23 protein-coding genes are annotated in these 25,971 nt (G+C 55.4%); 7 read left to right on the top strand and 16 right to left on the bottom strand.

Going from position 1 to position 25,971, the window contains the following annotated elements:
* The first annotated feature begins 223 nt into the window (after window positions 1-223).
* A complete protein-coding gene (gene ulaG, locus PUZ33_RS17385) occupies window positions 224-1,288 on the top strand; it encodes an L-ascorbate 6-phosphate lactonase (RefSeq protein WP_024907323.1) in 1,065 nt (354 codons plus the stop codon).
* Between the two features lie 110 nt (window positions 1,289-1,398).
* The gene (gene ulaR / locus PUZ33_RS17380) at window positions 1,399-2,154 is read left to right on the top strand and encodes an HTH-type transcriptional regulator UlaR (RefSeq protein WP_013095301.1); all 756 of its coding nucleotides are present in this window, start codon (window positions 1,399-1,401) and stop codon (window positions 2,152-2,154) included.
* On the opposite strand, the gene yjfP is transcribed toward ulaR, so the two are convergent.
* Window positions 2,151-2,873: an esterase gene (gene yjfP / locus PUZ33_RS17375; protein WP_046887402.1), complete on the bottom strand. Its 723-nt coding sequence runs from the start codon at window positions 2,871-2,873 to the stop codon at window positions 2,151-2,153. The genes ulaR and yjfP overlap by 4 nt on opposite strands.
* Window positions 2,874-3,010: 137 nt before the next feature.
* Between yjfP and bsmA the strand changes: the two genes are divergently transcribed.
* The 3 genes from bsmA (at window position 3,011) to PUZ33_RS17360 (ending at window position 5,866) form a co-directional block, all read left to right on the top strand.
* Window positions 3,011-3,340, top strand: coding sequence for a biofilm peroxide resistance protein BsmA (gene bsmA, locus PUZ33_RS17370; protein ID WP_274205350.1), 330 nt, complete (start codon window positions 3,011-3,013; stop codon window positions 3,338-3,340).
* A gap of 136 nt (window positions 3,341-3,476) precedes the next feature.
* Window positions 3,477-3,764 (top strand): DUF1471 family protease activator YjfN, encoded by a 288-nt coding sequence (yjfN, locus tag PUZ33_RS17365; protein WP_043951556.1) that lies wholly within the window; start codon window positions 3,477-3,479, stop codon window positions 3,762-3,764.
* A gap of 170 nt (window positions 3,765-3,934) precedes the next feature.
* Window positions 3,935-5,866 (top strand): methyl-accepting chemotaxis protein, encoded by a 1,932-nt coding sequence (locus tag PUZ33_RS17360; protein ID WP_058680761.1) that lies wholly within the window; start codon window positions 3,935-3,937, stop codon window positions 5,864-5,866.
* Here the strand turns inward: PUZ33_RS17360 and PUZ33_RS17355 are convergent.
* Window positions 5,863-7,485 (bottom strand): isovaleryl-CoA dehydrogenase, encoded by a 1,623-nt coding sequence (locus PUZ33_RS17355; protein ID WP_013095296.1) that lies wholly within the window; start codon window positions 7,483-7,485, stop codon window positions 5,863-5,865. The two genes, PUZ33_RS17360 and PUZ33_RS17355, sit on opposite strands and share 4 nt — an antisense overlap.
* A 193-nt stretch (window positions 7,486-7,678) precedes the next feature.
* Between PUZ33_RS17355 and PUZ33_RS17350 the strand changes: the two genes are divergently transcribed.
* A complete protein-coding gene (locus PUZ33_RS17350) occupies window positions 7,679-8,953 on the top strand; it encodes an MFS transporter (protein WP_058680760.1) in 1,275 nt (424 codons plus the stop codon).
* Window positions 8,954-9,031: 78 nt separating this feature from the next.
* Here PUZ33_RS17350 and rlmB read toward each other — a convergent pair whose 3' ends face one another.
* From rlmB to nnr, 14 genes are all read right to left on the bottom strand, one after another.
* Window positions 9,032-9,766: a 23S rRNA (guanosine(2251)-2'-O)-methyltransferase RlmB gene (gene rlmB / locus PUZ33_RS17345; protein ID WP_013095294.1), complete on the bottom strand. Its 735-nt coding sequence runs from the start codon at window positions 9,764-9,766 to the stop codon at window positions 9,032-9,034.
* A gap of 67 nt (window positions 9,767-9,833) precedes the next feature.
* Complete coding sequence (rnr, locus tag PUZ33_RS17340) at window positions 9,834-12,275, bottom strand: ribonuclease R (protein WP_013095293.1); 2,442 nt, start codon at window positions 12,273-12,275, stop codon at window positions 9,834-9,836.
* Between the two features lie 38 nt (window positions 12,276-12,313).
* Window positions 12,314-12,739 (bottom strand): nitric oxide-sensing transcriptional repressor NsrR, encoded by a 426-nt coding sequence (gene nsrR / locus PUZ33_RS17335; RefSeq protein WP_014830384.1) that lies wholly within the window; start codon window positions 12,737-12,739, stop codon window positions 12,314-12,316.
* Between the two features lie 193 nt (window positions 12,740-12,932).
* Entirely contained in the window at window positions 12,933-14,231 is a 1,299-nt protein-coding gene (locus PUZ33_RS17330; RefSeq protein WP_006178975.1) for an adenylosuccinate synthase, read from the bottom strand.
* Between the two features lie 104 nt (window positions 14,232-14,335).
* The gene (locus PUZ33_RS17325) at window positions 14,336-14,533 is read right to left on the bottom strand and encodes a DUF2065 domain-containing protein (RefSeq protein WP_013095291.1); all 198 of its coding nucleotides are present in this window, start codon (window positions 14,531-14,533) and stop codon (window positions 14,336-14,338) included.
* A gap of 71 nt (window positions 14,534-14,604) precedes the next feature.
* Window positions 14,605-15,609, bottom strand: coding sequence for a protease modulator HflC (hflC, locus tag PUZ33_RS17320; RefSeq protein WP_013095290.1), 1,005 nt, complete (start codon window positions 15,607-15,609; stop codon window positions 14,605-14,607).
* A 2-nt stretch (window positions 15,610-15,611) separates the two neighbouring features.
* The gene (hflK, locus tag PUZ33_RS17315; RefSeq protein WP_013095289.1) at window positions 15,612-16,871 is read right to left on the bottom strand and encodes an FtsH protease activity modulator HflK; all 1,260 of its coding nucleotides are present in this window, start codon (window positions 16,869-16,871) and stop codon (window positions 15,612-15,614) included.
* A 56-nt stretch (window positions 16,872-16,927) separates the two neighbouring features.
* Complete coding sequence (gene hflX / locus PUZ33_RS17310; RefSeq protein ID WP_013095288.1) at window positions 16,928-18,208, bottom strand: ribosome rescue GTPase HflX; 1,281 nt, start codon at window positions 18,206-18,208, stop codon at window positions 16,928-16,930.
* Between the two features lie 74 nt (window positions 18,209-18,282).
* On the bottom strand, window positions 18,283-18,594 hold the full coding sequence (gene hfq, locus PUZ33_RS17305) for an RNA chaperone Hfq (RefSeq protein ID WP_013095287.1): 312 nt from the start codon (window positions 18,592-18,594) through the stop codon (window positions 18,283-18,285).
* Between the two features lie 85 nt (window positions 18,595-18,679).
* On the bottom strand, window positions 18,680-19,630 hold the full coding sequence (miaA, locus tag PUZ33_RS17300) for a tRNA (adenosine(37)-N6)-dimethylallyltransferase MiaA (RefSeq protein ID WP_020688973.1): 951 nt from the start codon (window positions 19,628-19,630) through the stop codon (window positions 18,680-18,682).
* Window positions 19,623-21,467: a DNA mismatch repair endonuclease MutL gene (gene mutL, locus PUZ33_RS17295; RefSeq protein WP_045295644.1), complete on the bottom strand. Its 1,845-nt coding sequence runs from the start codon at window positions 21,465-21,467 to the stop codon at window positions 19,623-19,625. Before mutL ends, miaA begins: the two co-directional genes overlap by 8 nt.
* A gap of 9 nt (window positions 21,468-21,476) precedes the next feature.
* A complete protein-coding gene (gene amiB / locus PUZ33_RS17290; RefSeq protein ID WP_023619489.1) occupies window positions 21,477-22,814 on the bottom strand; it encodes an N-acetylmuramoyl-L-alanine amidase AmiB in 1,338 nt (445 codons plus the stop codon).
* Window positions 22,815-22,830: 16 nt separating this feature from the next.
* Window positions 22,831-23,292, bottom strand: coding sequence for a tRNA (adenosine(37)-N6)-threonylcarbamoyltransferase complex ATPase subunit type 1 TsaE (tsaE, locus tag PUZ33_RS17285; protein WP_013095283.1), 462 nt, complete (start codon window positions 23,290-23,292; stop codon window positions 22,831-22,833).
* Window positions 23,285-24,808, bottom strand: a complete 1,524-nt coding sequence (nnr, locus tag PUZ33_RS17280) for a bifunctional ADP-dependent NAD(P)H-hydrate dehydratase/NAD(P)H-hydrate epimerase (RefSeq protein WP_023619488.1) — start codon at window positions 24,806-24,808, stop codon at window positions 23,285-23,287. Before nnr ends, tsaE begins: the two co-directional genes overlap by 8 nt.
* Between nnr and queG the strand changes: the two genes are divergently transcribed.
* Entirely contained in the window at window positions 24,807-25,946 is a 1,140-nt protein-coding gene (gene queG, locus PUZ33_RS17275; RefSeq protein WP_013095281.1) for a tRNA epoxyqueuosine(34) reductase QueG, read from the top strand. The two genes, nnr and queG, sit on opposite strands and share 2 nt — an antisense overlap.
* Window positions 25,947-25,971 lie beyond the last annotated feature (25 nt).

Below are 25,971 nucleotides of genomic sequence, written 5' to 3'. Positions count from 1 at the left end.
AGTAATGATTTTCACTACCGATTCCGACGAATAAATTATTTCTTACAATTCATGCAATTAATCATTGATAGAGGATATTCTAACAACGTAAAAATGGATTATCCGTGACATGGCGAAGATAAATTTCCTCAATTTACTCGTTGCAAACCGATTCAAAGAGTGCCAGCATTAATCACAACAAATCACCTAATGATTACTTTTGATTAAACCAGGAGTCAAAACGATGAGTAAAGTGAACACCATCACCCGTGAATCATGGATTCTGAGCACCTTCCCGGAATGGGGCAGCTGGCTGAATGAAGAGATTGAGCAGGAACAGGTTGCTCCTGGTACGTTTGCAATGTGGTGGCTGGGTTGCACCGGCATCTGGCTGAAATCCGAGGGTGGCGCCAATATTTGCGTTGATTTCTGGTGCGGTACCGGCAAGCAGAGCCACGGCAATCCGCTGATGAAAAAAGGTCATCAGATGCAGCGCATGGCAGGTGTAGAAAAATTGCAGCCAAACCTGCGTACCACGCCGTTTGTTCTTGATCCTTTTGCCATTCGCCAGATCGACGCCGTCCTTTCCACCCACGATCATAACGATCACATCGATGTAAACGTGGCGGCAGCGGTGATGCAAAACTGTGCGGACGACGTGCCGTTTATCGGGCCGCAGACCTGCGTGGATCTCTGGATTGGCTGGGGCGTGCCGAAAGAGCGCTGCATCGTCATGAAGCCAGGCGACGTGGTAAAAATTAAAGACATTGAAATCCACGCGCTGGACGCCTTTGACCGCACCGCGCTGATCACCCTGCCCGCGGACCAGAAAGCCGCAGGCGTCCTGCCAGACGGCATGGATGAGCGAGCAGTAAATTATCTGTTTAAAACCCCTGGCGGTTCCCTGTACCACAGTGGTGATTCTCACTACTCCAACTACTATGCGAAGCATGGTAACGAGCATCAGATTGACGTGGCGCTGGGCTCCTACGGCGAGAACCCGCGCGGCATTACCGACAAAATGACCAGCGCCGATATGCTGCGCATGGCGGAAGCACTGAACACCAAAGTGGTGATTCCTTTCCACCACGATATCTGGTCAAACTTCCAGGCCGATCCGCAGGAAATCCGCGTACTGTGGGAGATGAAAAAAGACCGTCTGAAGTATGGCTTCAAGCCATTTATCTGGCAGGTAGGCGGTAAGTTCACCTGGCCGCTGGACAAAGACAATTTCGAGTATCACTACCCACGCGGTTTCGATGATTGCTTCACCATTGAGCCAGACCTGCCGTTCAAGTCATTCCTCTGATTGTGAAACCCCATCGCCAGACCTTGCGTCTGGCGATTTCATATTTATTTTAGTAATTTCACGCTATTTCAAATATCATCTTTTCAAATCAATTCTTATCGGAATAGCTCATGACGGAAGCGCAACGGCATCAAATATTACTGGAACTCCTGGCGCAAACAGGGTTTATCACCGTCGAGAAAGTGATCGAACGTTTAGGGATTTCCCCCGCGACGGCGCGACGAGACATCAATAAGCTGGATGAGAGCGGTAAGCTGAAAAAAGTCCGTAACGGCGCGGAAGCCATTAGCCAGCAGCGCCCTCGCTGGACGCCGATGAACATCCATCAGGCGCAAAACCACGATGAAAAAGTGCGCATTGCGAGAGCCGCATCGCAGCTGGTCAACCCGGGTGAGAGCGTGGTGATCAACTGTGGCTCCACGGCATTTCTGCTGGGCCGCGAGATGTGCGGTAAACCGGTGCAAATCATCACCAACTATCTGCCACTGGCTAACTATCTCATCGATCAGGAACATGAAAGCGTGGTGATCATGGGCGGCCAGTATAATAAGAGCCAGTCCATTACCCTCAGCCCGCAGGACAGTGAAAACAGCCTCTATGCCGGGCACTGGATGTTTACCAGCGGCAAAGGCCTGACCGCGGATGGGCTCTACAAAACCGACATGTTAACTGCGATGGCTGAGCAAAATATGCTTAACGTCGTGGGCAAGCTCGTCGTACTGGTCGACAGCAGCAAAGTCGGCGAGCGTGCAGGGATGTTGTTCAGCCGCGCCGAGCAGATTGACATGGTGATCACCGGCAAACATGCCAATCCAGAGATCCTCCAGAAGCTGGAAGATCAGGGCGTCAAAATTCTGCGCGTTTAAAGATGCTGGCGGAAAAAATCCACCGTCGCGTCCAGCGCCGCTGGCGTGATACGGTGGCGAACCCCCGCTTCCCACAGGCAGGTCAGGTTGCCGTCCAGCCCTTCGCGCTGTAGTGCCTGCTGGAGACGGAAGGTTTCGCCAGGGGGCACCACATCATCCGCGTCACCATGCCACAACAGCAACGGTCGATCGGCCAGACGCGGTAACGCCCGGGTCACTTCCCATTCGGCCAGCAACGCGTCAATCTCCGTCGCGTCTTGCGGTGGAAACAGCGTTTTTGACAATGACGTAAAATAGCCCGAGCCCATCAGGCACGCCACGGAGGTCACCTCAGGGTGACGGGCCATGATCCCGAGCGCCGTCATTCCCCCCATCGATGCGCCGGCCACCGCCAGCCGTTGATCCGCCACCAGCCCCGCCTGGTAAAGCGCATCGCGCAGCCCGGCAAATTCGCTCAGGCTACCGTGTAAAATCTGCCAGAACTGCCCCAGTCGCACCTGTTCATCACCGGTAAAACGTGCACCGTGATCGGGCGCATCCGGCATCACTACCCGAAAACCGGCCTGCGCCAGCGCCACCGCAAAGTAGCTGTAAACCAGCTTTGATGAGGTAAAGCCATGATAAAAAACCACAACAGGCAGCGGTTGCGCATGTTTCCCCGCAGGGAGAGCGTGTAATATTTCATGATTGCCGAGGCGGCGAGTTTCAATTTCAATCATTGTCGACCCTGTGCTGATGAATGATTCATAATGTTGAGAACTGGATTACGCTTTCACGATATTTTCATTCGAAATATACGTACCAGATAACACTTCGGGAACATTCCCCCAAAACTAAATTCGCAGACAACTACACTATGGCTATCAGGAAACGAGATATGGTTATGCGCAGGTTTGCTACTTTATTGTTGCTGTTTCTGCTCAGTGGCTGTAGTGCGCTACAGGGGACACCGCAACCCGCTCCCCCGGTCGCCGATCATCCGCAGGAGATTCGTCGTAATCAGACGGAAGGATTACAACGAATGGGTACCGTCTCCGCGCTGGTTCGCGGATCCCCGGATGACGCAGAGGAGTCAATAAAGGCGCAAGCTGCCGCCGCTAAAGCAGATTATTTCGTCATCATTATGATCGATGAAACCATCATTACGGGCCAGTGGTACTCACAGGCTATTTTGTACCGTAAATAACGATCTTCATTTGAACGACATTTACACTGCTTTGCGTCCATAGACATTTTCCTGTCCACAATAAACTCCATGCCCGCGACAATGGAAGTGAGTTTATTTGCGAAGGAGTGCCCGGCGGATACCGGAGAAATGTGAAATGGAGCTGACAATGAAACGAACTCTTGCTTTGACCTCTCTGTTGCTCTCGGCAGGCCTTGTGAGCACGACTGCACAGTCAGCAGAATTCGCCAGTGCTGATTGCGTCACTGGCCTTAATGAAATTGGCCAGATCTCCGTCAATAACATTTCGGGGAGCCCGCAAGATGTTGAACGTGTCGTGGCATTAAAAGCCGATGAACAGGGCGCTTCCTGGTATCGCATTGTACAGATGCAGGAAGATAACCGTAGCGATCATTGGCGCGTACAAGCTATTCTCTATGTCTAATCATCTCCGATAAAAGCCACTTATTTTTAGTGGCTTTTCGTTTTTGCAAATTTTTTATCTCCCTTCAAAGCCATAAAAAACAATTTGATAACCTTTTGTTACATTTTTTAAGTAAATGTTAGCTCTGCCCTGCCGTTGAAAAGCCATACCTTTTCAATAATGAGCAATTTATGATCACCTTTTTTCGCCGTGCGGGTCTGGGCGCAAAGCTATCGCTTCTTACCGGTGTGAGTGTCGCCACGCTGTTTTTGCTTTTCACTTTTCTGCTCAGCCATAAAGCCAGCCAGCAGCTTGAAGCCCTTGCGGTAGAAGACCTGCATAACCAGTCCACCGGTATGGTTGATATGGTACAGATGTTTAACACCAGTCTGAGCGAAGAGGTCGAGAGCTATACCCGGCTGTTCACTACCTTTTTACCGCAGCCTTTGAGCGTCGACAGTAGTCAACTCCAGACCATTAACGGGCTTAGCGTGCCCCTTCTGAAAGGGGGAGAAACGGGCCTGCATGAAAACAATGCCCTTTCTGACGATTTCCTCAAGCGTACAGGGGCAATCTCGACCCTGTTTGTGCGTAGCGGTAATGATTTTGTCCGTGTCGCCACCTCCCTGCGCAAAGAGAACGGCGATCGGGCAATGGGTACCGTTCTGGACACTGCCAGCCCGGCCTATGCGGCCGTCACTAAAGGCGAGGTCTATCGTGGTCTGGCGCTGCTGTTCGGCAAGCGCTATATCACCCAGTATCAGCCGTTCAAAAACGCAGACGGCCAGGTCATTGGGATCATTTTTGTTGGTGTGGATATCACCCACTCCTGGAACGTAATGCGCGAAAAAATCCTCAATCGCCGTTTAGGTGACAGTGGACACTTCTTCGTGCTGGATCGCAGCAACGGTAAAACGCGCGGACAGTTCCTGTTCCACACGAGCAGAGAAGGCCAGTTGCCTGAGTGGGACAGCGCCACCCAGCAGCAGTTGCTGAGCAATACCCCGGGTACGCTGGAACGCGTAAGTGAGGACGGTCGCATACTGAAAATGGCCTACACGCCGCTGCCGGGCTGGAACTGGACCATTGTGGGGGAAGTGGATAAATCGGTCCTGCTCTCAAGCGTCACCACGATGCGGGATCGCTTCCTGCTGGCAGGCGTGGCGCTGTCAGTCCTGTTTGCCGCGCTGTTTGTCATCATCATTCGTCGCATGCTGACGCGCCCGCTGCGTAACGTCATTCACCTTGCCCGACAATATGCGGCAGGCGATCTGCGTGCCAGCCTGGCCGTTACCCGCCAGGATGAGGTTGGCCAGCTTATCGACGCCATCAATGGGATCGGCGGTGGTCTGGAAAAAATTGTCCTGCAGGTACGCGAGGCCGCAGGCGAGATCCATCTGGGGACTAACGCCCTGGCCTCTGATACCGGTGAGATCTCAGAGCAGATCAACAAACAGGCCAGCAGCGTTGAAGAGACCTCTGCGAGTATGGAACAACTCGCCGCAACCGTGCAGCAAAACGCGGCCAATATGGAACAGACGCAGCAGTTGGTGGGGGAAACCTCACGCGCGGTGCATCAGGGGGGCGAGACGGTGACGCACGCAGTCTCCACCATGGATGCTATTCGCGACGCCTCAAAGCGCATCGAGGACATCACGCGCGTGATTGAGTCGATTGCTTTCCAGACTAACATTCTGGCGCTTAATGCAGCGGTTGAAGCAGCACGCGCCGGCGAACACGGAAAAGGGTTTGCTGTGGTCGCGCAGGAAGTGCGCGCCCTGGCGGCACGCAGCGCTAATGCGGTGAAAGAGATTGAGCAGCTGATTGGCGACACGCTGAACAAGGTGAGTGAAGGCCATGCGCTCTCAGAGCAGACGCGTCTGGCGATGGATGCCATCATCGCGCACATCGATAACATCAACCAACTGGTGACCGAGATTAACCATGCATCCCGCGAACAGTCGGCGGGGATCCGTCAGGTGAATCTGGCCATGACCCATATTGGTGAAGCCTCCCACATCAACGCCGATCGCGTCTCGCGCAGCGAGCAAACCGCACAATCACTGCGCGAGAAAGGGTCGCACCTCACTCAACTGGTGAGCCTGTTCCAGCTTAAAAACTAGCCTACCCTGCCCGTGGCGCGTAGCAGAAGATCGCTTTGAACCTGCTCTGTCATCAGCGTGCCGCCACGGGTATCCAGCATCATGCGGCACCACGCCTGTGCGACGGGCGGAGAGGCGTGCCGCAGCATCTGGCTTCCGGCGCCCAGCAGGAATAGCTGATGCGCAATCTCCCGCCCCTGCGCCTCCTGCGGTTTACGCAGTTTTTGCTGCAACTGCCGCCAGCTGCGATCGAAGTGTCTGTCCTGACCTTTCACCTGCGCAAAATCCTCTGCCAGCAGATCGAACATACCCGGCTGCTTCGCCAGAACGCGCAGAACATCCAGACACATGATGTTCCCTGAGCCTTCCCAGATGCTGTTCACCGGCATCTCGCGATACAGCCGGGGGAGTTCACTCTCCTCGCAGTACCCGATGCCGCCCAACACCTCCATCGCCTCTGCCACAAACGGGATACCCGCTTTGCAGACGCTGAATTTCGCGGCTGGCGTGAAAAGCCGCGCCCAGGCCGCCTCCTGCGGATCGGCGCGTTTATCCCACGCCCGGGCAAGACGAAACAGCAGCGCCGTTTGCCCCTCCAGCACCAGCGCCATGCGGCTCAGGACGTCGCGCATCAGCGGCTGATCGATGAGGTTTTTCCCGAACGTCTGCCGCTGATGGGCGTGGTACAGCGCCACGGATAATGCCCGACGCATCAACCCATGGCTGCCCAGAGCGCAGTCAAAACGCGTTAACCCGCCCATGCGAAGGATCTGTCGTACCCCTTCCCCCTCTTCCCCTAACAGCCAGCCGGACGCATCCAGAAACTCCGCTTCACTGCTGGCGTTAGAGCGGTTGCCGAGCTTGTCTTTCAGCCGCTCCAGGCGCACGGCGTTGCGCTGCCCGTCAGGCAAAAAGCGAGGAACAAAAAAGCAGGACAACCCGCCTTTCGCCTGCGCCAGCACCAGATGCGCATCGCTTTGTGGCACAGAGAAAAACCACTTATGACCCACCAGCCGGTAGCTGCCGTCGCTGCACTTTTCTGCTTTGGTAGTGTTGCTGAGCACGTCCGAGCCGCCCTGTTTTTCCGTCATCCCCATGCCGATCAGCAGGCCGCGCTTTTGGGCTCCAGGGGCAAGGTGAGGATCATAACGATCGCTCAGTAGCGGCGTGAGCCAGTTCTGGAAAGGTTCAGGGAGCGCCTGTTGCAGCAGCGGCGTGGCGGCAAACGTCATGGTCACGGGGCACAGCGTTCCGGCCTCAACCTGAGCATGCAACACGAAGCGCGCGGCGCGAGCGACAAAGGAGCCTTTACGCGCCTCCTCTTCCCACGCCAGGTTATGCACCCGGTTAGCGCACAGCCCCTGCATCAGAAGATGCCAGGCGGGGTGAAAACGGACATCATCCAGCCGCTCACCGGTGGGGTCATAGCGAAGTAACTCCGGCGGATTGACGTTCGCCAGCCTGCCAAGCTCCAGCGACTCCGCCGTACCTAACTGCTGGCCTATACTGGCCAGCAACTCGCTATCCCACTCCGCGCCTTCGCGGGCCACCGCGTCACGCAGGGCACAATCAGAGAGAAAAAGGTTGCTGTTCGAAAGCGGTGCGGGTTGGTTAAAAACGGTATGTGTTTGCCAGTGCATGCTGTCTCCCTCCTTCAGTGGCAATGAAGATAAGTATGGACAGACCCCGTGCACGCTGCATGGGAGTAAGGTCACACGGTAGCGATCCCGCTGATATCATTCGTGAAATAGCTCACAGAACATAAGAATAAACTATTTCATCACTTCACTTTTATTGAATAATTTATTCTTACCCCTTTCAGTGAGGAAAGTTATGCAACCGAATGCGCATAAGCGTGCGTTAATTGCAGGCTCCATTGGTAATTTCATCGAGTGGTATGAGTTTGCGGTCTACGGCTTTCTGACCACCGTGATTGCGAAAAACTTCTTCCAGCTTGAAGGCGAGTCGGGGCTGACCAGCCTGATCCTCACCTACGCCTCGTTTGCCATCGCTTTCTTCTTCCGCCCACTGGGGGCGGTGGTGTTTGGCCGCATCGGTGACCGGATTGGCCGAAAACCGACGCTGATTATTGTGCTGGTGCTGATGACGCTCGCCACCGCCGCCATCGGTGTTGTGCCAGTCTATGCCAGCATCGGTATCGCTGCGCCGCTGATCGTTACGTTGCTGCGCATCCTGCAGGGATTGTTCGCGGGGGGTGAGTACGGTGGTGCGGTTTCCTTGATGACGGAATTTGCACCACGCGGTAAACGTGGTCTGTATGGCGCATGGCAATCGTTCACGGTGGCGCTGGGGCTATTAGCGGGCGCGGGTATTGTCGCCTTGCTTTCTGCCTTACTGACACCGGAAGCCCTGCATGACTGGGGCTGGCGTATCCCATTTTTCCTGGCCCTGCCTATGGGGGTGGTGGCGCTCTGGTTGCGGGTGAGTATGGAAGAGACGCCGAGCTTCGTGCAGCAGCAGGAAAAACCGCTGATCGCGCAGGCCAGTACCGTCGCCACAATTAAAGCGATCGTGATGGGAATTGGCCGGGTGATGGTCTGGTCGGCGGCGGGATATACCTATCTGGTGATTATGCCGACCTATCTGCAATCGGCACTGCACACCGGATTTAACCAGGCACTGTTGATAGCCGTGATTTCGAACGTCGGCTTTGCACTCACCATTATTCCGTCGGGGATCCTGAGCGACAGGATTGGCCGCCGCACGGTGATGATTATCGCCACCGCGTTACTGCTGATCCTCGCCCTGCCGCTGCTGAAAATTCTGCAGGCGGAGTCCAGTACCCTCGCGGTAAAAGCGATCGTGGTATTGATAGCTGGCGGTCTGGTGGGCATGCTGGCAGGTCCAGGGCCGGCAATGCTCTCAGAGATGTTCCCGACGCGTGTACGCTATACCGGGCTTGGTCTGGCGTATTCCTTGTCGAATGCCATTTTCTCGGGGTGTGCGGGGCTTATTATTACCGGGTTGATTAAGGAGACGGGAAACCTCGACATTCCGGCATATTACGTCATGGCGACGGCGGTGGTGAGTATTGTGGCGCTGATGACGCTCAGGAAGGATGACCATTTGCGGACGTTGGAGGAGTAAGGCTGTCACCGTCTGGTGCCCTCACCCACCGGGAGAGAGATAAAACACAAAAGGCCGTCCACAGGACGGCCTTGCTGTTTATTCGCCGCGCTGACGTACCGCTTCAAACAGGCAAATACCCGTTGCAACAGAAACGTTCAGGGACGACACGCTGCCCGCCATCGGGATGCTTATCAGCTCGTCGCAGTGCTCACGCGTCAGGCGACGCATGCCTTCACCTTCCGCACCCATTACCAGCGCCAGACGGCCGGTCATTTTGCTCTGATACAGGGTATGATCCGCTTCACCGGCGGTACCGACGATCCAGATATTCTCTTCCTGCAGCATACGCATGGTGCGCGCCAGGTTGGTGACGCGGATCAGCGGAACGTTTTCCGCTGCACCGCAGGCCACTTTCTTCGCCGTTGCGTTCAGTTGTGCAGAACGATCTTTCGGTACGATCACCGCGTGCACGCCCGCCGCATCGGCGCTGCGCAGGCACGCGCCGAGGTTGTGCGGATCGGTCACGCCATCAAGGATCAGGAAGAACGGGTTATCCAGTGCAGCGATCAAATCCGGCAGATCGTTTTCCTGATACTGACGGCCTGGCTTCACGCGGGCAATAATCCCCTGGTGAACCGCGCCTTCACTTTTCTCATCCAGGAACTGGCGGTTGGCCAGCTGGATCACCACGCCCTGCGCTTCCAGTGCGTGGATCAGCGGCATCAGACGTTTGTCTTCACGCCCTTTCAGAATGAACACTTCCTGAAAACGCTCCGGTGCGCGCTCCAGCAGGGCCTGCACCGCGTGGATGCCGTAAATCATTTCACTCATTGATGATTCTCATAATAGGTATTTCCCCCTCTCCCCAGTGGGGAGAGGGTCAGGGTGAGGGGAGAATTTACTCCGCCTGCTGTTTCTTCGCTGCGCGCTTCGCTTTGGTCGCAGCAGCAATTTTCTGCGTTTTCGCGGACGGCTTTTTCGCCTTGCGAGCCTCTTTCTTCGCCGCTTTTGGCTTCTGCTTTTTCTCACCGCGGAAGGCGCTGTCTGGCTCGAAGTTCACTTTCTTACCCGCCTGACGACGTTTGCCGCTCGCGTTGCCGTTACCGCCTTTTTTCGCCTTCTCACGCGCGGTTTTACCTACGTTACGTGGCGCGCGCTCGCTGGAGATCAGACTGAAGTCAATCTTACGCTCGTCCATGTTGACGGCTTCGACTTTGACTTCCACCCGATCGCCAAGGCGATAGGTCTGTCCACCCGATTCACCAATCAGACGTTGTCCAACCTGGTCGAAACGGTAATAGTCATTATCGAGGCTGGAGACATGCACCAGACCGTCGATAAACAGCTCGTCAAGGCGAACAAAGAAACCAAACCCGGTCACGCTGGCGATAACACCTTTGAAAATGTTACCGACCTGATCCAGCATAAAGTCGCATTTCAGCCAGTCAGAGACTTCGCGCGTCGCTTCATCGGCACGGCGTTCGGTCATGGAACAATGCTGGCCAAGCTGCAGCATCTCTTCCATTGAATAGTGGTACCCGCCGGTTTCAGTCGTGTTCCCTTTATGGCCCTGCTCCTGCGCCAGCAGATACTTGATCGCACGGTGCAAAGACAGGTCCGGATAACGGCGGATCGGCGATGTAAAGTGCGCGTAAGACTGCAGCGCCAGACCGAAGTGACCACGGTTTTCCGGGTCGTAAATCGCCTGCTTCATGGAGCGCAGCAGCATAGTCTGCAGCATTTCTGCATCCGGACGATCGCCAATGGATTCCAGCAGCTCAGCATAATCGCGCGGCTCTGGCTTGTTACCGCCAGGCAGCTCCAGACCGAGTTCAGCCAGTACGGAGCGGAACGCAGTAATGGCTTCCGTCGACGGTTTATCGTGGATACGGAACAGCGCCGGCTCTTTAGCTTTCTCGACAAAACGGGCCGCCGAGATGTTCGCCAGGATCATACACTCTTCGATCAGCTTATGCGCATCGTTACGCTGGGTCTGTTCAATACGCTCAATGCGGCGTTCAGCGTTGAAAATGAACTTCGCCTCTTCGCTCTCAAACGAGATCCCGCCACGCTCTTCACGCGCCTGATCCAGCGTTTTGTAGAGGTTATGCAACTCTTCGATGTGCTTCACTAGCGGCGCATACTGTTCACGCAGATCCTGATCGCCCTGCAGCATATGCCAGACCTTGGTATAGGTCAGACGCGCATGGGAGCTCATTACCGCTTCGTAGAATTTATAACCGGTTAAGCGACCTTTACTGGAGATGGTCATCTCGCAAACCATACACAGGCGATCAACCTGCGGGTTCAGGGAACAGAGGCCGTTGGAGAGCACTTCCGGCAGCATCGGTACCACCTGAGACGGGAAGTAAACCGACGTACCACGGCTGCGCGCTTCGTTATCGAGCGGCGTGTGGGGACGAACGTAATAGCTCACGTCGGCGATAGCAACCCACAGACGCCAGCCGCCGCCGCGTTTTTTCTCGCAGTATACGGCGTCATCGAAGTCGCGGGCATCTTCACCATCAATGGTGACCAGCGGCAAACTGCGGAGATCCACGCGTCCCGCTTTGGACTCTTCCGGCACCTCTTCCTTCAGACCCACAATCTGCTCTTCAACCGCTTTTGGCCAGATGTAAGGGATCTCATGCGTACGCAGGGCCATATCAACAGCCATGCCGGTACCCATGTTATCGCCCAGCACTTCGACGATTTTACCTACCGCTTTGGTGCGACGCGTGGGACGTTGAGTAAGCTCCACTACTACCACAAAGCCCATGCGCGCGCCCATCACCTCTTCAGGCGGGATCAGGATATCGAAGCTCAGACGGCTGTCATCCGGTACCACAAAGCCTACACCGGCATCGGTAAAGTAGCGGCCAACGATCTGGCTGGTTTTTGGCACCAGCACGCGAACCACGCGTGCTTCGCGACGGCCTTTACGATCGGCACCCAGCGGTTGCGCCAGGATCTGGTCGCCGTGAATACACATCTTCATCTGTTCGGATGAGAGGTAGAGGTCGTCTTTGCGGCCCTCTACGCGCAAAAAACCGTAACCGTCGCGGTGACCAATGACGGTCCCTTTCAACAGGTCGAGGCGTTCTGGCAGCGCATAGCACTGGCGGCGGGTAAAGACCAGTTGTCCGTCGCGCTCCATGGCGCGCAGGCGGCGGCGAAGGGCTTCAGTTTGCTCTTCACCTTCAATGTTTAATTCAACAGCAAGTTCTTCACGATTGGCGGGTTTTTCGCGTTTTGTTAAGTGTTCAATGATGAACTCGCGGCTGGGGATAGGATTCGCGTATTTTTCAGCTTCGCGTTCCTGGAAAGGATCATGTGACATATCGGTTCCTCCGTTGTCAGCTCCGGTGGAAATTTTCTTCATTCCACCAGCAATAATTTATAAAGCGGTTGATTCTCTTCAACCAAATCGGCCAGCGTGTAGTTATCCAGTTCCTTAAGAAAACTTTGCACGGCCAGAGAAAGCGCCTGTTTCAGGCGACAAGCGGGTGTAATGTGGCAGAACTCACTGCTGCAGTTCACCAGAGACAAAGGCTCCAGTTCACGCACCACATCCCCAATACGAATACTTTGCGCCGGTTTACCGAGACGGATCCCACCATTTTTCCCGCGGACGGCAGCAACGTATCCGGCACGACTAAGTTGATTGATTATTTTGACCATATGATTACGGGACACGCCGTAGACCTCTGTCACTTCAGAGATACTGGTCATTTTCCCATCGGGTAACGACGCCATGTAGATTAGCGCGCGTAAGCCGTAATCGGTGAAACTTGTTAACTGCACATCAACCTCAGGAAAAAAGGGAAAACGCGGTAAAACCGCAGAGATATTCATTAATGATGATAAACCAGCCAGATAGTTAGGGGCTAATTTATTTGACAGACGGGGCGAAAAAGCGGATATCCAGGAGCGGTCGCCGGATGGCGCTACGCTTATCCGGCCTACGGGTTTTCCCGCAGGCCAGCAGTCACGAAGATTATGCGTCGAACGGGTCGCGCAGGATCATCGTTTCAGTACGATCCGGGCCGGTAGAGATAATGTCGATCGGCACTTCGGTCAGTTCTTCAATGCGCTTGATGTAATCCAGCGCTGCCTGTGGCAGGCCGCTACGCTCTTTCACACCGAAAGTGGTCTCAGACCAGCCAGGCATGGTTTCGTAGATTGGCTCGATACCTTCCCAGTCGTCAGCAGCCAGCGGAGTGGTGGTCACTTCACGGCCATCTGGCATGCGGTAGCCGACGCAGATTTTCACCTCTTTCAGGCCGTCCAGGACGTCCAGTTTGGTCAGGCAGAAGCCAGACAGGGAGTTGATCTGCACTGCACGACGCACAGCCACTGCATCCAGCCAGCCGGTACGACGACGACGACCGGTGGTCGCGCCAAACTCGTTACCTTGCTTGCACAGGAACTCGCCGGTTTCATCAAACAGCTCGGTCGGGAATGGACCCGCACCCACGCGAGTGGAGTACGCTTTGATGATGCCCAGAACGTAATCCACATAACGTGGACCCAGGCCAGAGCCGGTCGCCACGCCACCTGCGGTGGTGTTAGAGGAGGTTACGTACGGATAGGTACCGTGGTCGATATCCAGCAGCGTACCCTGCGCACCTTCGAACATGACGAAATCGCCACGCTTGCGCGCCTGGTCCAGCAGATCGGACACATCAACTACCATGCCGGTCAGAATGTCTGCAATCGCCATGACATCATCCAGCACTTTCTGGTAGTCAACAGCGTCTGCTTTGTAGAAGTTCACCAACTGGAAGTTGTGATATTCCATCACTTCTTTCAGTTTTTCAGCGAAGGTGGCTTTATCGAACAGGTCGCCCACGCGCAGACCGCGACGAGCCACTTTGTCTTCATAAGCCGGGCCGATACCACGACCGGTAGTGCCGATCGCTTTCGCGCCACGCGCTTTTTCACGCGCAACGTCCAGCGCCACGTGATAATCAAGGATCAGCGGGCAGGCTTCGGAGAGCAGCAGACGCTCGCGAACCGGGATACCACGGTCTTCCAGACCTTTCATCTCTTTCATCAGCGCAGCCGGAGACAGCACTACGCCGTTACCGATGATGCTGGTGACGTTTTCGCGGAGAATGCCTGATGGAATAAGATGGAGGACGGTTTTTTCACCGTTGATTACGAGAGTATGGCCTGCGTTGTGACCGCCCTGGTAGCGTACAACATATTTAGCCCGTTCAGTCAGAAGATCAACAATCTTCCCTTTACCTTCGTCACCCCATTGGGTGCCCAGTACGACGACGTTGTTACCCATTTTTTTCAAAATCACCGTTTGCTTAAAAATGGATTCTACCATCGCTTTTTCAGATATACAGCACTTTTTGACCCCAAAATATGCCAAAACCGATCACTTTTTGATCAGCCAATCGTTTTCCTCAACATGTAGTAGATAACAATGCCAGCAACCACAAGACCGCCGCCGAATCGGCGCAAAATATTATCCGGCAACTGGCTCAGGGTGGCGATCATGCGACGCCAGGCGCGCGGATAGAGCATCGGGCCCAGGCCTTCCAGGACTAAAACCAGCGCCAGTGCCAGCCAGATCGTTGAATTCATTTTTAATCCTTATAAAAGAAAACCACCGCTCCGTTAAGAGCGGTGGTTTGAATACTCAAACGAGACTGAGTTTATCGCGTTGCGTTAGTCGGCGTCTTCATATAACGGAAGAAATCGCTGTCCGGGCTGAGCACCATCACATCCTGGTTGCTCTGGAAGCTATTCTCGTAAGCACGCAGGCTACGGATAAAGGCGTAGAAGTCTGGATCCTGGCTAAACGCATCGGCGAACAGTTTCGCGGCTTCCGCATCACCTTCACCACGCAGGATACGGCCCTGACGCTCAGATTCCGCCAGCGTCTTGGTCACTTCGTAATCCGCGGCTGCACGCAGTTTCTCTGCCTCTTCCTGACCCTGTGAACGGTGACGACGGGCTACCGCTTCACGTTCTGCACGCATACGGTTGTAGATCGCCTCAGACACTTCTGCCGGCAGGTTGATCTGCTTAATACGCACATCCACCACTTCGATACCCAGTGCAGCCATACTGTTCGGGTTGATCACCGGTACCTTGCCATTGGTTTCAGCCTGAACACGTTCAGCCGCCTTGGCAATCGCATCGTCCGCCGCTGGCGTTTCCACTTCGTCTTCCGTACCTGCAGTACCGGAGTTCAGCGCATCGCGTACTTCCAGGGTCAGACGACCACGAGAGTCGGTCACGATGTCTTTCACATCCAGACGACCAATCTCAGAACGCAGACGGTCAGAGAATTTACGTTTCAACAGCACTTCCGCCTGAGAAACATCACCACCGCCTGTTGCCAGGAAGTAACGGCTGAAATCACTGATACGCCACTTAATGTAGGAGTCAACGATCAGGTCTTTCTTCTCTTTGGTCACGAAACGATCAGCCTGGTTATCCATGGTCTGGATACGCGCATCAAGCGTCTTCACAGACTGGATAAAAGGCACCTTGAAGTGCAGACCCGGCTCATAAATCACCGGACGCTTGTCACTGTCACGGACGACGCTGCTGAACTGGAACTTAATCCCGCGCTCGCCCTCTTTCACTACAAAGATAGAGGTATAAAGTACGACCAGTACGATGACGATGATCGCAATAACTGACTTACGCATCCTTATTCCCCCTGACGCTGGTAGTCGTTACGCTGCGCGTTAGCACGGCGTTGGTCCATAATGTCACCATCGTTCGAAGAAGGCGTGGTTGTTGCGCTGGAGCTACCGGACGATGCAGGTGGCAGACGCAGCAGGTTATTCGCACCGCTGTTGTCTTTTGCTGCCGGTGCAGAACCGCCTTTCAGCATCTGATCCAGCGGCAGTACCATCAGGTTTCCACCTTTGCTGTCGTTAACCAGCACTTTACGTGTATGGCTCAGCACTTTTTCCATGGTTTCGATATAGAGACGCTCGCGGGTAATTTCCGGAGCCGCTTTATATTCCGGCAGGATTTTCGCGAAACGTGCCACTTCACCCTGCGCTTCCAGGATGGTCTGGGTCTTATACGCGCGTGCTTCTTCAAGAATACGCTGCGCCTGACCGTTAGCACGTGGCTGAACTTCGTTGGCGTATGCTTCCGCTTCACGGATGTACTGCTGTTCGTTCTCACGCGCGGCAATCGCGTCATCAAACGCGGCTTTCACCTCTTCCGGCGGACGAGCAGCCTGGAAGTTGACGTCCAGCAGGGTGATACCCATGTTGTACGGACGAATGGTCTCTTCCAGCTCACGCTGGGTATCGCTACGAATAACGGTACGACCTTCAGTCAGAATGCGGTCCATGGTGTATTTACCGATCACGCCACGCAAGGCGCTGTCGGTCGCCTGACGCAGGCTGTCATCGGCACTGGTCACGCTAAACAGATAACGTTCTGGGTCCGTAACACGATATTGCACGTTCATCTCAACGCGCACTACGTTCTCATCAGAGGTCAGCATCACGCCGGAAGCGGCCAGCTCACGCACCGACTCCACGTTCACTGCAGTGACGTCGTCAATGAAGGTCGGTTTCCAGTTCAGGCCCGGCTCAACCAGATGGCTGAACTTACCAAAACGGGTGACCACGCCGCGCTCGGCTTCTTTAATGGTGTAGAACCCGCTGGCAGCCCAGATGATGACCACGGCAGCGGCCACAATGCCCACGATGCGACCACCCATTTGCGGGCGCGGGCCCTGGGTAGAATTGCCCCCCGAGCCAGACCCTTTTCCTCCACCAAGCCCACCAAGCTTCTTGCTTAGCTTGCGGAAGATATCATCCAGATCCGGCGGCCCCTGATCGCGACCACCTTTGTTGCCATTTCCCCCAGAGTTGCCGCCTTGATTATTGCTGCTTCCCCACGGGTCGCGGTCCTGTCCGTTATTACCGGGCTGATTCCACGCCATGTATATGCTCCATATTTGTTATGCAAGGGCGAATTATTCAGGCATCCCCTTTCCGATCAGACGATATAGTCGACCAGCGCAGGTTCTTGTTTACAGAGGCGACGCCAGTCAACGATCGGCATACGCACCTGCATCCCCACGCTGCCGTCATCCTCCATCCACTCTTTTTCTATCGCCTGAAGCTGATAAAACCGGCTGCGCAGCCTGCCTTCCTGTGGTGGCAGTCGCAGCGTGTGCTGGGCTACCTCACCGGAAAGACGTTCTGTCAAAGCCTGGAAAAGCAGTGGCACGCCAATACCGGTCTGGGCGGAAAGCCAGACCCGAATTGGTTTGTTCTCTTCATCACGATCGATACGCGGCTCAAAATCATCCAGCATGTCGATCTTGTTCATCACCAACAGCGTTGGGATCTCGTGGGCCTCGATCTCTTCGAGCACCACATTCACCGCGTCGATGTTTTCCTGCACGCGGACATCTGCAGCATCAATCACGTGCAGCAGCAGGGTCGCCTGACGCGTCTCCTGCAGGGTGGCTTTAAACGCGGCCACCAGATCATGCGGCAGGTGGCGGATAAACCCTACGGTATCCGCCAGCACGGTTTCACCCACATCCGCCACGTCGATACGACGCAACGTCGGGTCCAGGGTCGCAAACAGCTGGTCTGCGGCATAGACCTGGGCCTCGGTAATCTGGTTAAACAGGGTGGATTTACCGGCGTTGGTATACCCCACCAGCGACACCGTCGGGATGTCGGCTTTCGTACGCGCCCGACGTCCCTGCTCACGCTGTTTCTCGACTCTTTCCAGACGCGAGAGGATCTGAGTAATACGGCCGCGCAGCAAACGGCGGTCGGTTTCGAGCTGGGTTTCACCCGGACCGCGCAAACCAATCCCGCCTTTTTGTCGTTCAAGGTGGGTCCAGCCACGTACAAGACGCGTGGCCAGATGGCGCAACTGCGCCAGCTCAACCTGCAGCTTACCCTCGTGGGTACGTGCACGCTGAGCAAAAATATCTAAAATCAACCCCGTGCGATCGATAACACGGCATTCGCAAAGCGCTTCCAGGTTACGCTCCTGAGCCGGAGACAGCGCATGATCAAACAACACGACTGACGCACCGGTTGCTTTTACGGCATCCGCAATTTCTACTGCTTTACCTTCACCAACAAAATACTTTGGGTGCGGCGCTTTACGGCTACCGGTAATCACCTGCATTGCTTCGACACCGGCGGAAGAGACCAGAGATTCAAACTCCTGGAGGTCTTCCATATCTTTGTCTTGCGAAAAATAGATGTGTACCAGCACCGCCTGCTCACCGGCATCATAACGGTCAAACAAGCGTAAAACCCTCTAAAAATATCAGCGGGGAACGCAGGATCCCTGGCTCCCCGTGTGGATAACAGTGCGAAACCTTATTCGGTCTCGTCGCTGTCCTGCGCAGGAGCAGAAGAACCCTGCGCGTTGCTGCCATGATGGTAGTTACTACCAGTGCCGCCGCCAGCGTTATTGCTGTGATGAGATACCGGACGGGACGGAACAACAGTAGAAATAGCGTGCTTGTAGACCATCTGGCTGACCGTGTTTTTCAACAGGATCACGAACTGATCGAAAGACTCAATCTGACCTTGCAGCTTAATACCATTCACCAAATAAATAGAAACTGGAACACGTTCCCGACGCAATGCGTTCAGGAACGGATCTTGTAAAGATTGCCCCTTAGCCATTCTATCTTTTCCTTATATGCTTGTTTTGTACTTAGAACCTTGCGATTCTGAAAAATTGCGCACGATACGTCTCAATTGTACACATTCAGTGAGCGATATCACCAATAACCTCAATCACTTCGTTTAGCGCCTGTTGCGGTTTTTCGCTGTCTAACCAGTGAACCCCTTCCCAACCGCGCAACCAGGTGATCTGGCGCTTCGCTAACTGTCTCGTGGCGCAAACACCTCTATAAACCATTTCATCATATGAAATCTCGCCTTCAAGATATGACCACATCTGGCGGTATCCCACACAACGAACGGAAGGCATGTCCGTATGCAAATCTCCACGGGCAAATAACGCCCGCACTTCTGCTTCAAAATCTGAAGCCAACATCTGATGAAAACGCTGCTCAATTCGTTGATGGAGCAGTTCACGGCTCGCCGGGGCGATAGCGAACTGATGCACCTGATACGGCAGAGCGTCTCCTGACGTTTGCGTCAGTTCCGTTAAAGTTTTACCCGAAATGAAAAAAACTTCCAGTGCCCGGGAAAGCCTTTGCGGATCATTTGGATGGATCCGTGCTGCGGCAACCGGGTCAATCTCTGCCAGTTGCTGATGCAAAACGTCCCATCCCTGCTCTGCCGCCTGCTGTTCAATTTTTGCTCTTATTTCAGGGTCCGCCGATGGCAGAGGAGAGAGCCCCTCCAGCAACGCCTTGAAATAGAGCATGGTGCCGCCAACCAACAGCGGTATACGTCCCGCCGCCGTTATCTCGGCCATCTCGGCTAAGGCATCGCGGCGAAAATCCGCTGCGGAGTAGGCCTGCGCCGGGTCGAGAATGTCCAGCAAACGATGCGGAGCCGCGCGCAGTTCGGCTGCGTCGGGCTTCGCCGTGCCAATGTCCATTCCTCGGTAGATGAGGGCAGAATCGACACTAATCAACTCTACGGGCAAAACTTTACGTAGCTCAATGGCTAACGCCGTTTTGCCGGAGGCCGTAGGGCCCATCAAAAAAATCGCCTTAGGCAGGCTCGCCTTACTGACATCAATCATCTTTAAGGGCAGTCATCGCCGTTTGTAAATCAACAGGTTGTAATAATCCACCCGGCGGTGCTTTCACCAGATGCGGGCAAAGGCGTTCCACCTCTGCCAGCACGCTAATCGCCTGCGCCATACTCCACGGCGTATGTTCGCTGGCCAAATGGCGGGCGATCCACTGCGCGGTGTTGGCGGCATCAAACATTGTTTGTTGCGCCAGGTAGCCTATCAGTTCAGGAATCAAGTTTTGTAAATTTTGTTGGCGTAAGGGTAAAGGCACTGCGCGAATTGTCACATGCTGTGATTCCAGTACCATTTCAATCCCCATCTGCGCCAGTTGGGCCTCTGCGCGCTGCAGTACCCTTGTTTCTTCAGTGGATATTTTTAGTCGAACCGGGATCAAAAGTGGTTGCGCACAAGCCGCGTTTTCTCCTGGGGTCAGTTGCACCTGTTTTAGCCAGCGTTCAGCAACCGGCAGGGCCAGGAGCATGAGCTTGCCCTCGCGTTCGAGTAACGCCATATCCGGCGCAATAATCGTCAGTACCCGGCCAAAGCTCTGACTATGCCCTTCCAGCGAAGGCGCTTGTACCTCACTGTGCTCTTTACGCGTGACTGCGGGGGTTTCGAGCAGTTTACGGTACAACGCCCCCTGCTGCTTTTGATAGCCGGGCTGGGCGTTGGGATAGTTCGCACCGGTGGGTCGCGGCGCGCTTCCTGCCGACGAGAAACGTGGCGCTTCCGGTTCACGCGCGACAGCGGGCTCGGCAAAATGGTTACGCCCCGCCGCAACACGGTTTTCCGGTATTGGACGCGGAGCGGGCTCTTCTTTTTCCAGCGGCAGCGTGGGTTCAACCTGCTGCTGCAAAACGCTCAGCACGCCCTGATAGATGAAATCGTGCACCAGCCGCGACTGATGGAACCGAACTTCATGCTTGGCAGGATGGACGTTAACATCAACCTGATGCGGGTCGATTTCCAGATAAAGCACAAACGCAGGCTGCTGATCCGCGCCGAGCTTATCTTCACAGGCCTGACGAATGGCGTGGTTGATCAGACGGTCGCGCATCATGCGGCCGTTTACGTAGCAATACTGGATCTCCGCGAAGGCGGCGCTGCTGGCGTTCGGGTCGGCAACCCAACCGCGTAAGGCCAAATCACCGTGCTGCCATTCAATGGCCAGCGCCTGTTCCAGAAACGGCGTACCGCAGATTGCCCCCAGACGACGCTCTTTCTGCCCGCCCTCCGCTACTGCGCGGTACTGGCGCATCACCTTGCCGTTGTGGCTGAGGTTGATGGTGACATCGAAACGCGCCAGCGCGATACGGCGGATAATCTCATCGATATGACCGAATTCGGTCTTCTCGGTGCGCATAAACTTACGGCGGGCGGGAGTGTTGTAGAAAAGATCCAATACTTCGAGCGTCGTGCCAACAGGATGCGCCGCAGGTTTAATCGTGACGTCCATATCGCGCCCTTCGGCATAGGCCTGCCAGGCTTCTTGCTGTTCGGCCGTTCGGGAGGTTAGCGTTAAACGGGAAACCGAGCTGATACTGGCCAGCGCCTCGCCGCGAAACCCGAGGCTGATGATCGCTTCCAGGTCGTCCAGAGAGGCGATTTTACTGGTCGCGTGACGCGCCAGCGCCAGCGCCAGCTCCTCTTTTTTGATACCGCATCCGTTGTCCCGAATGCGAATCAGCTTTGCGCCACCACGTTCGATATCAATATCGATGCGGGTAGCTCCCGCATCGAGACTGTTTTCGACCAGCTCCTTCACCACCGACGCAGGGCGCTCCACCACCTCACCGGCGGCGATTTGGTTCGCAAGCTGCGGCGGTAGAACCTGAATCGGCATGAATTCTCCTTAGTTGGTCGCAGTCATCTCACCCGGCAGCACGGCGCTGGCCGTCTGGGCTGCACCGCCCTGCGGCGCAGACTGCAGCGGATGAGCCTCAAAATATTTACGCAGACCGTTATAAATCGCTTCGGCAATTTGCTGCTGATAGCTGTCGCTGCCCAGCAAACGCTCTTCGCTGTTATTACTGATAAAGCCCGTTTCCACGAGGATCGATGGAATGTCCGGCGAACGCAGAACCCCAAGGCTCGCATGCTCCGGACGGCGTTTATGCAATGCCCCGATGCCTTGCAGCTGATTCAGTACGTTGGTGGCGACATCATACCCGACGCGCTGAGAATGACCGAACTGTAAATCGAGCACCGCCTGGCTGAGATACGGGTCAGACTGGCTGTTGGCCAGCACATCGCCCGCCCCACCCAACAGTTCGGACTGCTTCTCATGCTCTTCAAGCCAGTTAGCCATTTCACTGTTCGCCCGACGGTTTGACAGCACCCACACCGATGCCCCCGTGGCGTTACGGTTTGGTGCGGCATCCGCATGAATGGAGACCAGGAAGTTAGCATTTTGTTTACGCGCCACGTCTGAGCGTCCCATCACGGAGATAAAGTAATCGCCGTCACGGGTCAATACGCCTTTAAACATCGGGTCATCGTTCAACAGCGTCCGAAGCTTACGGGCAATAGCGATGGTCACGTTTTTCTCGCGCGTACCACCTGGACCAATTGCACCAGGATCCTGCCCGCCATGACCGGCATCAATGGCGATAATCACTTTATCACCGCTGACCACCCGACGCGCGCTGGCCGCCGGGCGCGTCACGGTATTACTGCTGGTGACGCCGGTGATGCGATCGTTGTCGGTTTTAAACGGATTACGCGCAGGTTCAGACGGGCGCGGGGTATAAACCGGCTCTTCCACCCGTTTCGCCACAACCGGCGGCGGTGGCGGTGGCGGAGGCGCATCGGCATTGATGGTAAAGACCACCGTATAATTCGCGCCGTTTTGCTGCTTCACCGCCCGCGTTTTACCCTTTTCGGTCAGATCGACCACCAGGCGCAATGACTGACTGTCTTTTGGCGTGCCGGAACGAATACTTTTGACCAGGTTGTTACCGCTGAACTGCAAGGGCAACCCCTGGATCACACCCGTCTGTTTGATATCCAGCGCCACGCTGCGGCTGTCTGGTTGAGAAAAAGCATATTCAGGGTCGCCCATAAAACTGAACGTGATCCGGGCCTGACTCTCCCCGTTCGACACCTGAATATCCGAGAGGCTTGCCGCACCAGCCTGCGCGCACAGCAGCACTGTGGCAGCCAATAACCAACCTTTAACGCGATTTATCATCCCGTCATCCCTACGCTCAACCGGCTAAACGCGCCAGTAAGGAACTGCCTGATGAGGAAACAGCACTGATGCGCGCCTCACGCCCTTGTGCCTGGTAATCTAAGTGAATTTCGACATCCGGGTCAGGCAACACACCCGCACCTTGTTGCGGCCACTCCACCAGGCAGATGGCATCATTGGCAAAATAATCACGGATCCCCATAAATTCCAGCTCCTCAGGATCCGCAAGTCGGTATAAATCGAAGTGATACACCATGAGATTTTCAAGAGTGTACGGTTCTACCAGTGTGTAGGTTGGGCTTTTCACATTCCCGTTATGGCCTAACGCCTGCAAAAAACCCCGGCTGAAGGTGGTTTTACCCGCACCTAAATCACCATAAAGATAAATGACAGTCGCCCCCTGACAGGCCTGCGCCACGCGCTTGCCGAGTTCTAAAGTGGCTTGTTCATCAGGTAAAGGAATCGCTCGATTAGTCATTTTCTACGTCAATCACATCCGGGTTAACAACACGCCGCAGCGTGCAAAAAAGATCGGTGGCCAGCATACCGCGTGTGCCATACCGTGCAGCCAGGCTGTCAGCCGCCGCACCGTGAGCCACGCAGCCGGCACAGGCTGCATCATAAAGGGGAAGTTTCTGCCCGAGCAATGCGCCGATGATGCCTGAAAGCACATCGCCCATTCCGCCACTCGCCATGCCCGCATTTCCGGCATCAATAATGCCCAGTGCCTCATCGCTTGCGATGACGGTTCCCGCCCCTTTGAGAACGGCAACACCTCCGTAACGTTTTACCAGACGGCGAGCAGAAAGTAAGCGATCGCTTTCAATTTCTGCCACGCTGCAGTTAAGCAGCCGCGCGGCTTCGCCGGGGTGTGGCGTCAGGATGCGATTGTGACGCTTATCCGGGTTGATTGCCAGAAGGTTCAGCGCATCGGCATCCCAGAGCATCGGTTTACGAAAATTCTCGACCTTTTGCAGAGCCTGCTTACCCCAGGCCTGTTGCCCGAGTCCCGGGCCAATCACCACCACATCCGCCCACTCAAGACTCTCTTCAAGGGTCTGCGGCGTAAGCTCATGCACCATCAGCTCTGGTCGGGCCGTAATAATGGGCGGGATATTTTCACTGCGCGTCAGCACCCGGACCAGCCCCGCGCCGCTGCGCAACGCAGCTTCCCCCGTCATCCGGATTGCGCCAGCCGTACCGTGATCGCCGCCAATGATGACCAGCCTGCCGTGGTCGCCTTTGTGCGACGTTGGCCGACGCGGCGGCAACCAGTGGCTAAGTTGAGTAGCATCAAAGCGGGAAAGGTGTGTCTCCTGCCCGGCAAGCCAGCTCTCCAGCCCCAGGGCGTTATGGTGCAACGAGCCCACCACATCCCTCGCTTTCCCGGTGAGTAACCCGGGCTTCAGGGCAATAAACGTGACGGTATGCGCGGCCTGGATCACCGCTCCTGGCGTCGCACCGGTTTCCGCCATCAGACCAGAGGGAATATCCAGTGCCACCACCGGCGCGGTATGGGCATTGGCGCGCGCAATCAGAGCGGCTACGTTATCACGGGGCGCACTACGTAACCCGGTGCCCAGCAGACCATCAACAATCAGATCAACATCCTCTGGCCAGACGATATCGGATGCATGAATCACTCCGCCTGCATTCAGCCAGGCTTCCCGCGCGGCGCTGGCTTCTTCCGGCAGCGGCTTATCGCTCTCCAGCGCCAGTAACGTAACGCGGAGACCTGCCGCGACCGCCAGCCGGGCGACAACGTAACCATCGCCGCCGTTATTGCCGTGTCCGCATAAAATGAGCCAGTGGCCGGATTGCGGATACGCACTACGAGCAATGTTGAATGCCGCCTCGCCCGCCCGTTGCATGAGCTCATAAAGGGTAATGCCAAGACTGTCTGCAGCCTCTTTTTCGGCGCGTCTGAGGTCATCCGCATGCCAGATGGAATGTGGTATACTTGCGGGGTTTTTCTTCACAGTATGGTCCGTCATGTCACAGCCCCTCGATCTCAATCAGTTAGCGCAAAAAATAAAACAGTGGGGTGCTGAACTGGGCTTCCAGAAGGTGGGGATCACCGACACCGATCTCTCCGCCAGCGAGCCAAAACTGCAGGCCTGGCTGGATAAACAATACCACGGCGAAATGGAGTGGATGGCGCGTCATGGCATGATGCGGGCCCGTCCACACGAGCTGTTGCCGGGTACGTTACGCGTTATCAGCGTACGCATGAATTATCTTCCCGCCAACGCGGCTTTTGCGCGTACGTTAAAAAATCCCTCTCTCGGTTACGTTAGCCGGTATGCCCTGGGGCGTGATTACCATAAGCTTCTGCGTAACCGGCTAAAAAAACTCGGCGAAACTATTCAGCAGCACTGTGTTTCGCTGAATTTTAGACCGTTTGTCGACTCCGCGCCTGTTCTTGAGCGCCCTATCGCTGAAAAAGCCGGGCTTGGCTGGACTGGTAAGCACTCACTTATTCTGAGCCGCGACGCAGGATCGTTCTTTTTCCTTGGTGAACTGCTGATTGATTTACCACTGCCGGTAGACGGCCCGGTAGAAGAAGGTTGTGGGCGCTGCGTGGCCTGTATGACTATCTGCCCGACGGGCGCTATCGTTGAGCCCTATACGGTGGATGCCCGACGCTGCATCTCTTACCTCACCATCGAACTGGAAGGGGCGATCCCTGAAGAATTCCGACCACTTATTGGCAATCGCATCTACGGCTGCGACGACTGCCAGTTAATTTGCCCGTGGAACCGCTATTCGCAGCTCACGGACGAAGAGGATTTTAGCCCGCGTAAGGCGCTGCATGCGCCACAGCTCATTGAACTGTTCGCCTGGAGTGAAGCCTGGTTCCTGAAAGTGACGGAAGGTTCGGCCATTCGCCGTATTGGCCATCTGCGCTGGCTGCGTAATGTCGCCGTTGCGCTGGGGAATGCCCCGTGGGATGAAGCGAATATCCGGGCGCTTGAGAGCCGTAGAGGTGAGCACCCACTTCTCGATGAACACATAGAGTGGGCGATTGCGCAGCAAATCGAGAAGCGAAATGCCTGCGTGGTTGAGGTGCAACCACCGCAAAAACAACGCCTGGTGAGGGTGATAGAAAAAGGGCTTCCGCGGGATGCGTGAACTATTCACAGCCTGTGAATAAAAT

The organism is Enterobacter cloacae complex sp. 2022EL-00981 (genome assembly GCF_028737495.1).
Taxonomy (GTDB): domain Bacteria; phylum Pseudomonadota; class Gammaproteobacteria; order Enterobacterales; family Enterobacteriaceae; genus Enterobacter; species Enterobacter cloacae.
This window is presented reverse-complemented; position numbering and strand designations above follow the sequence as displayed.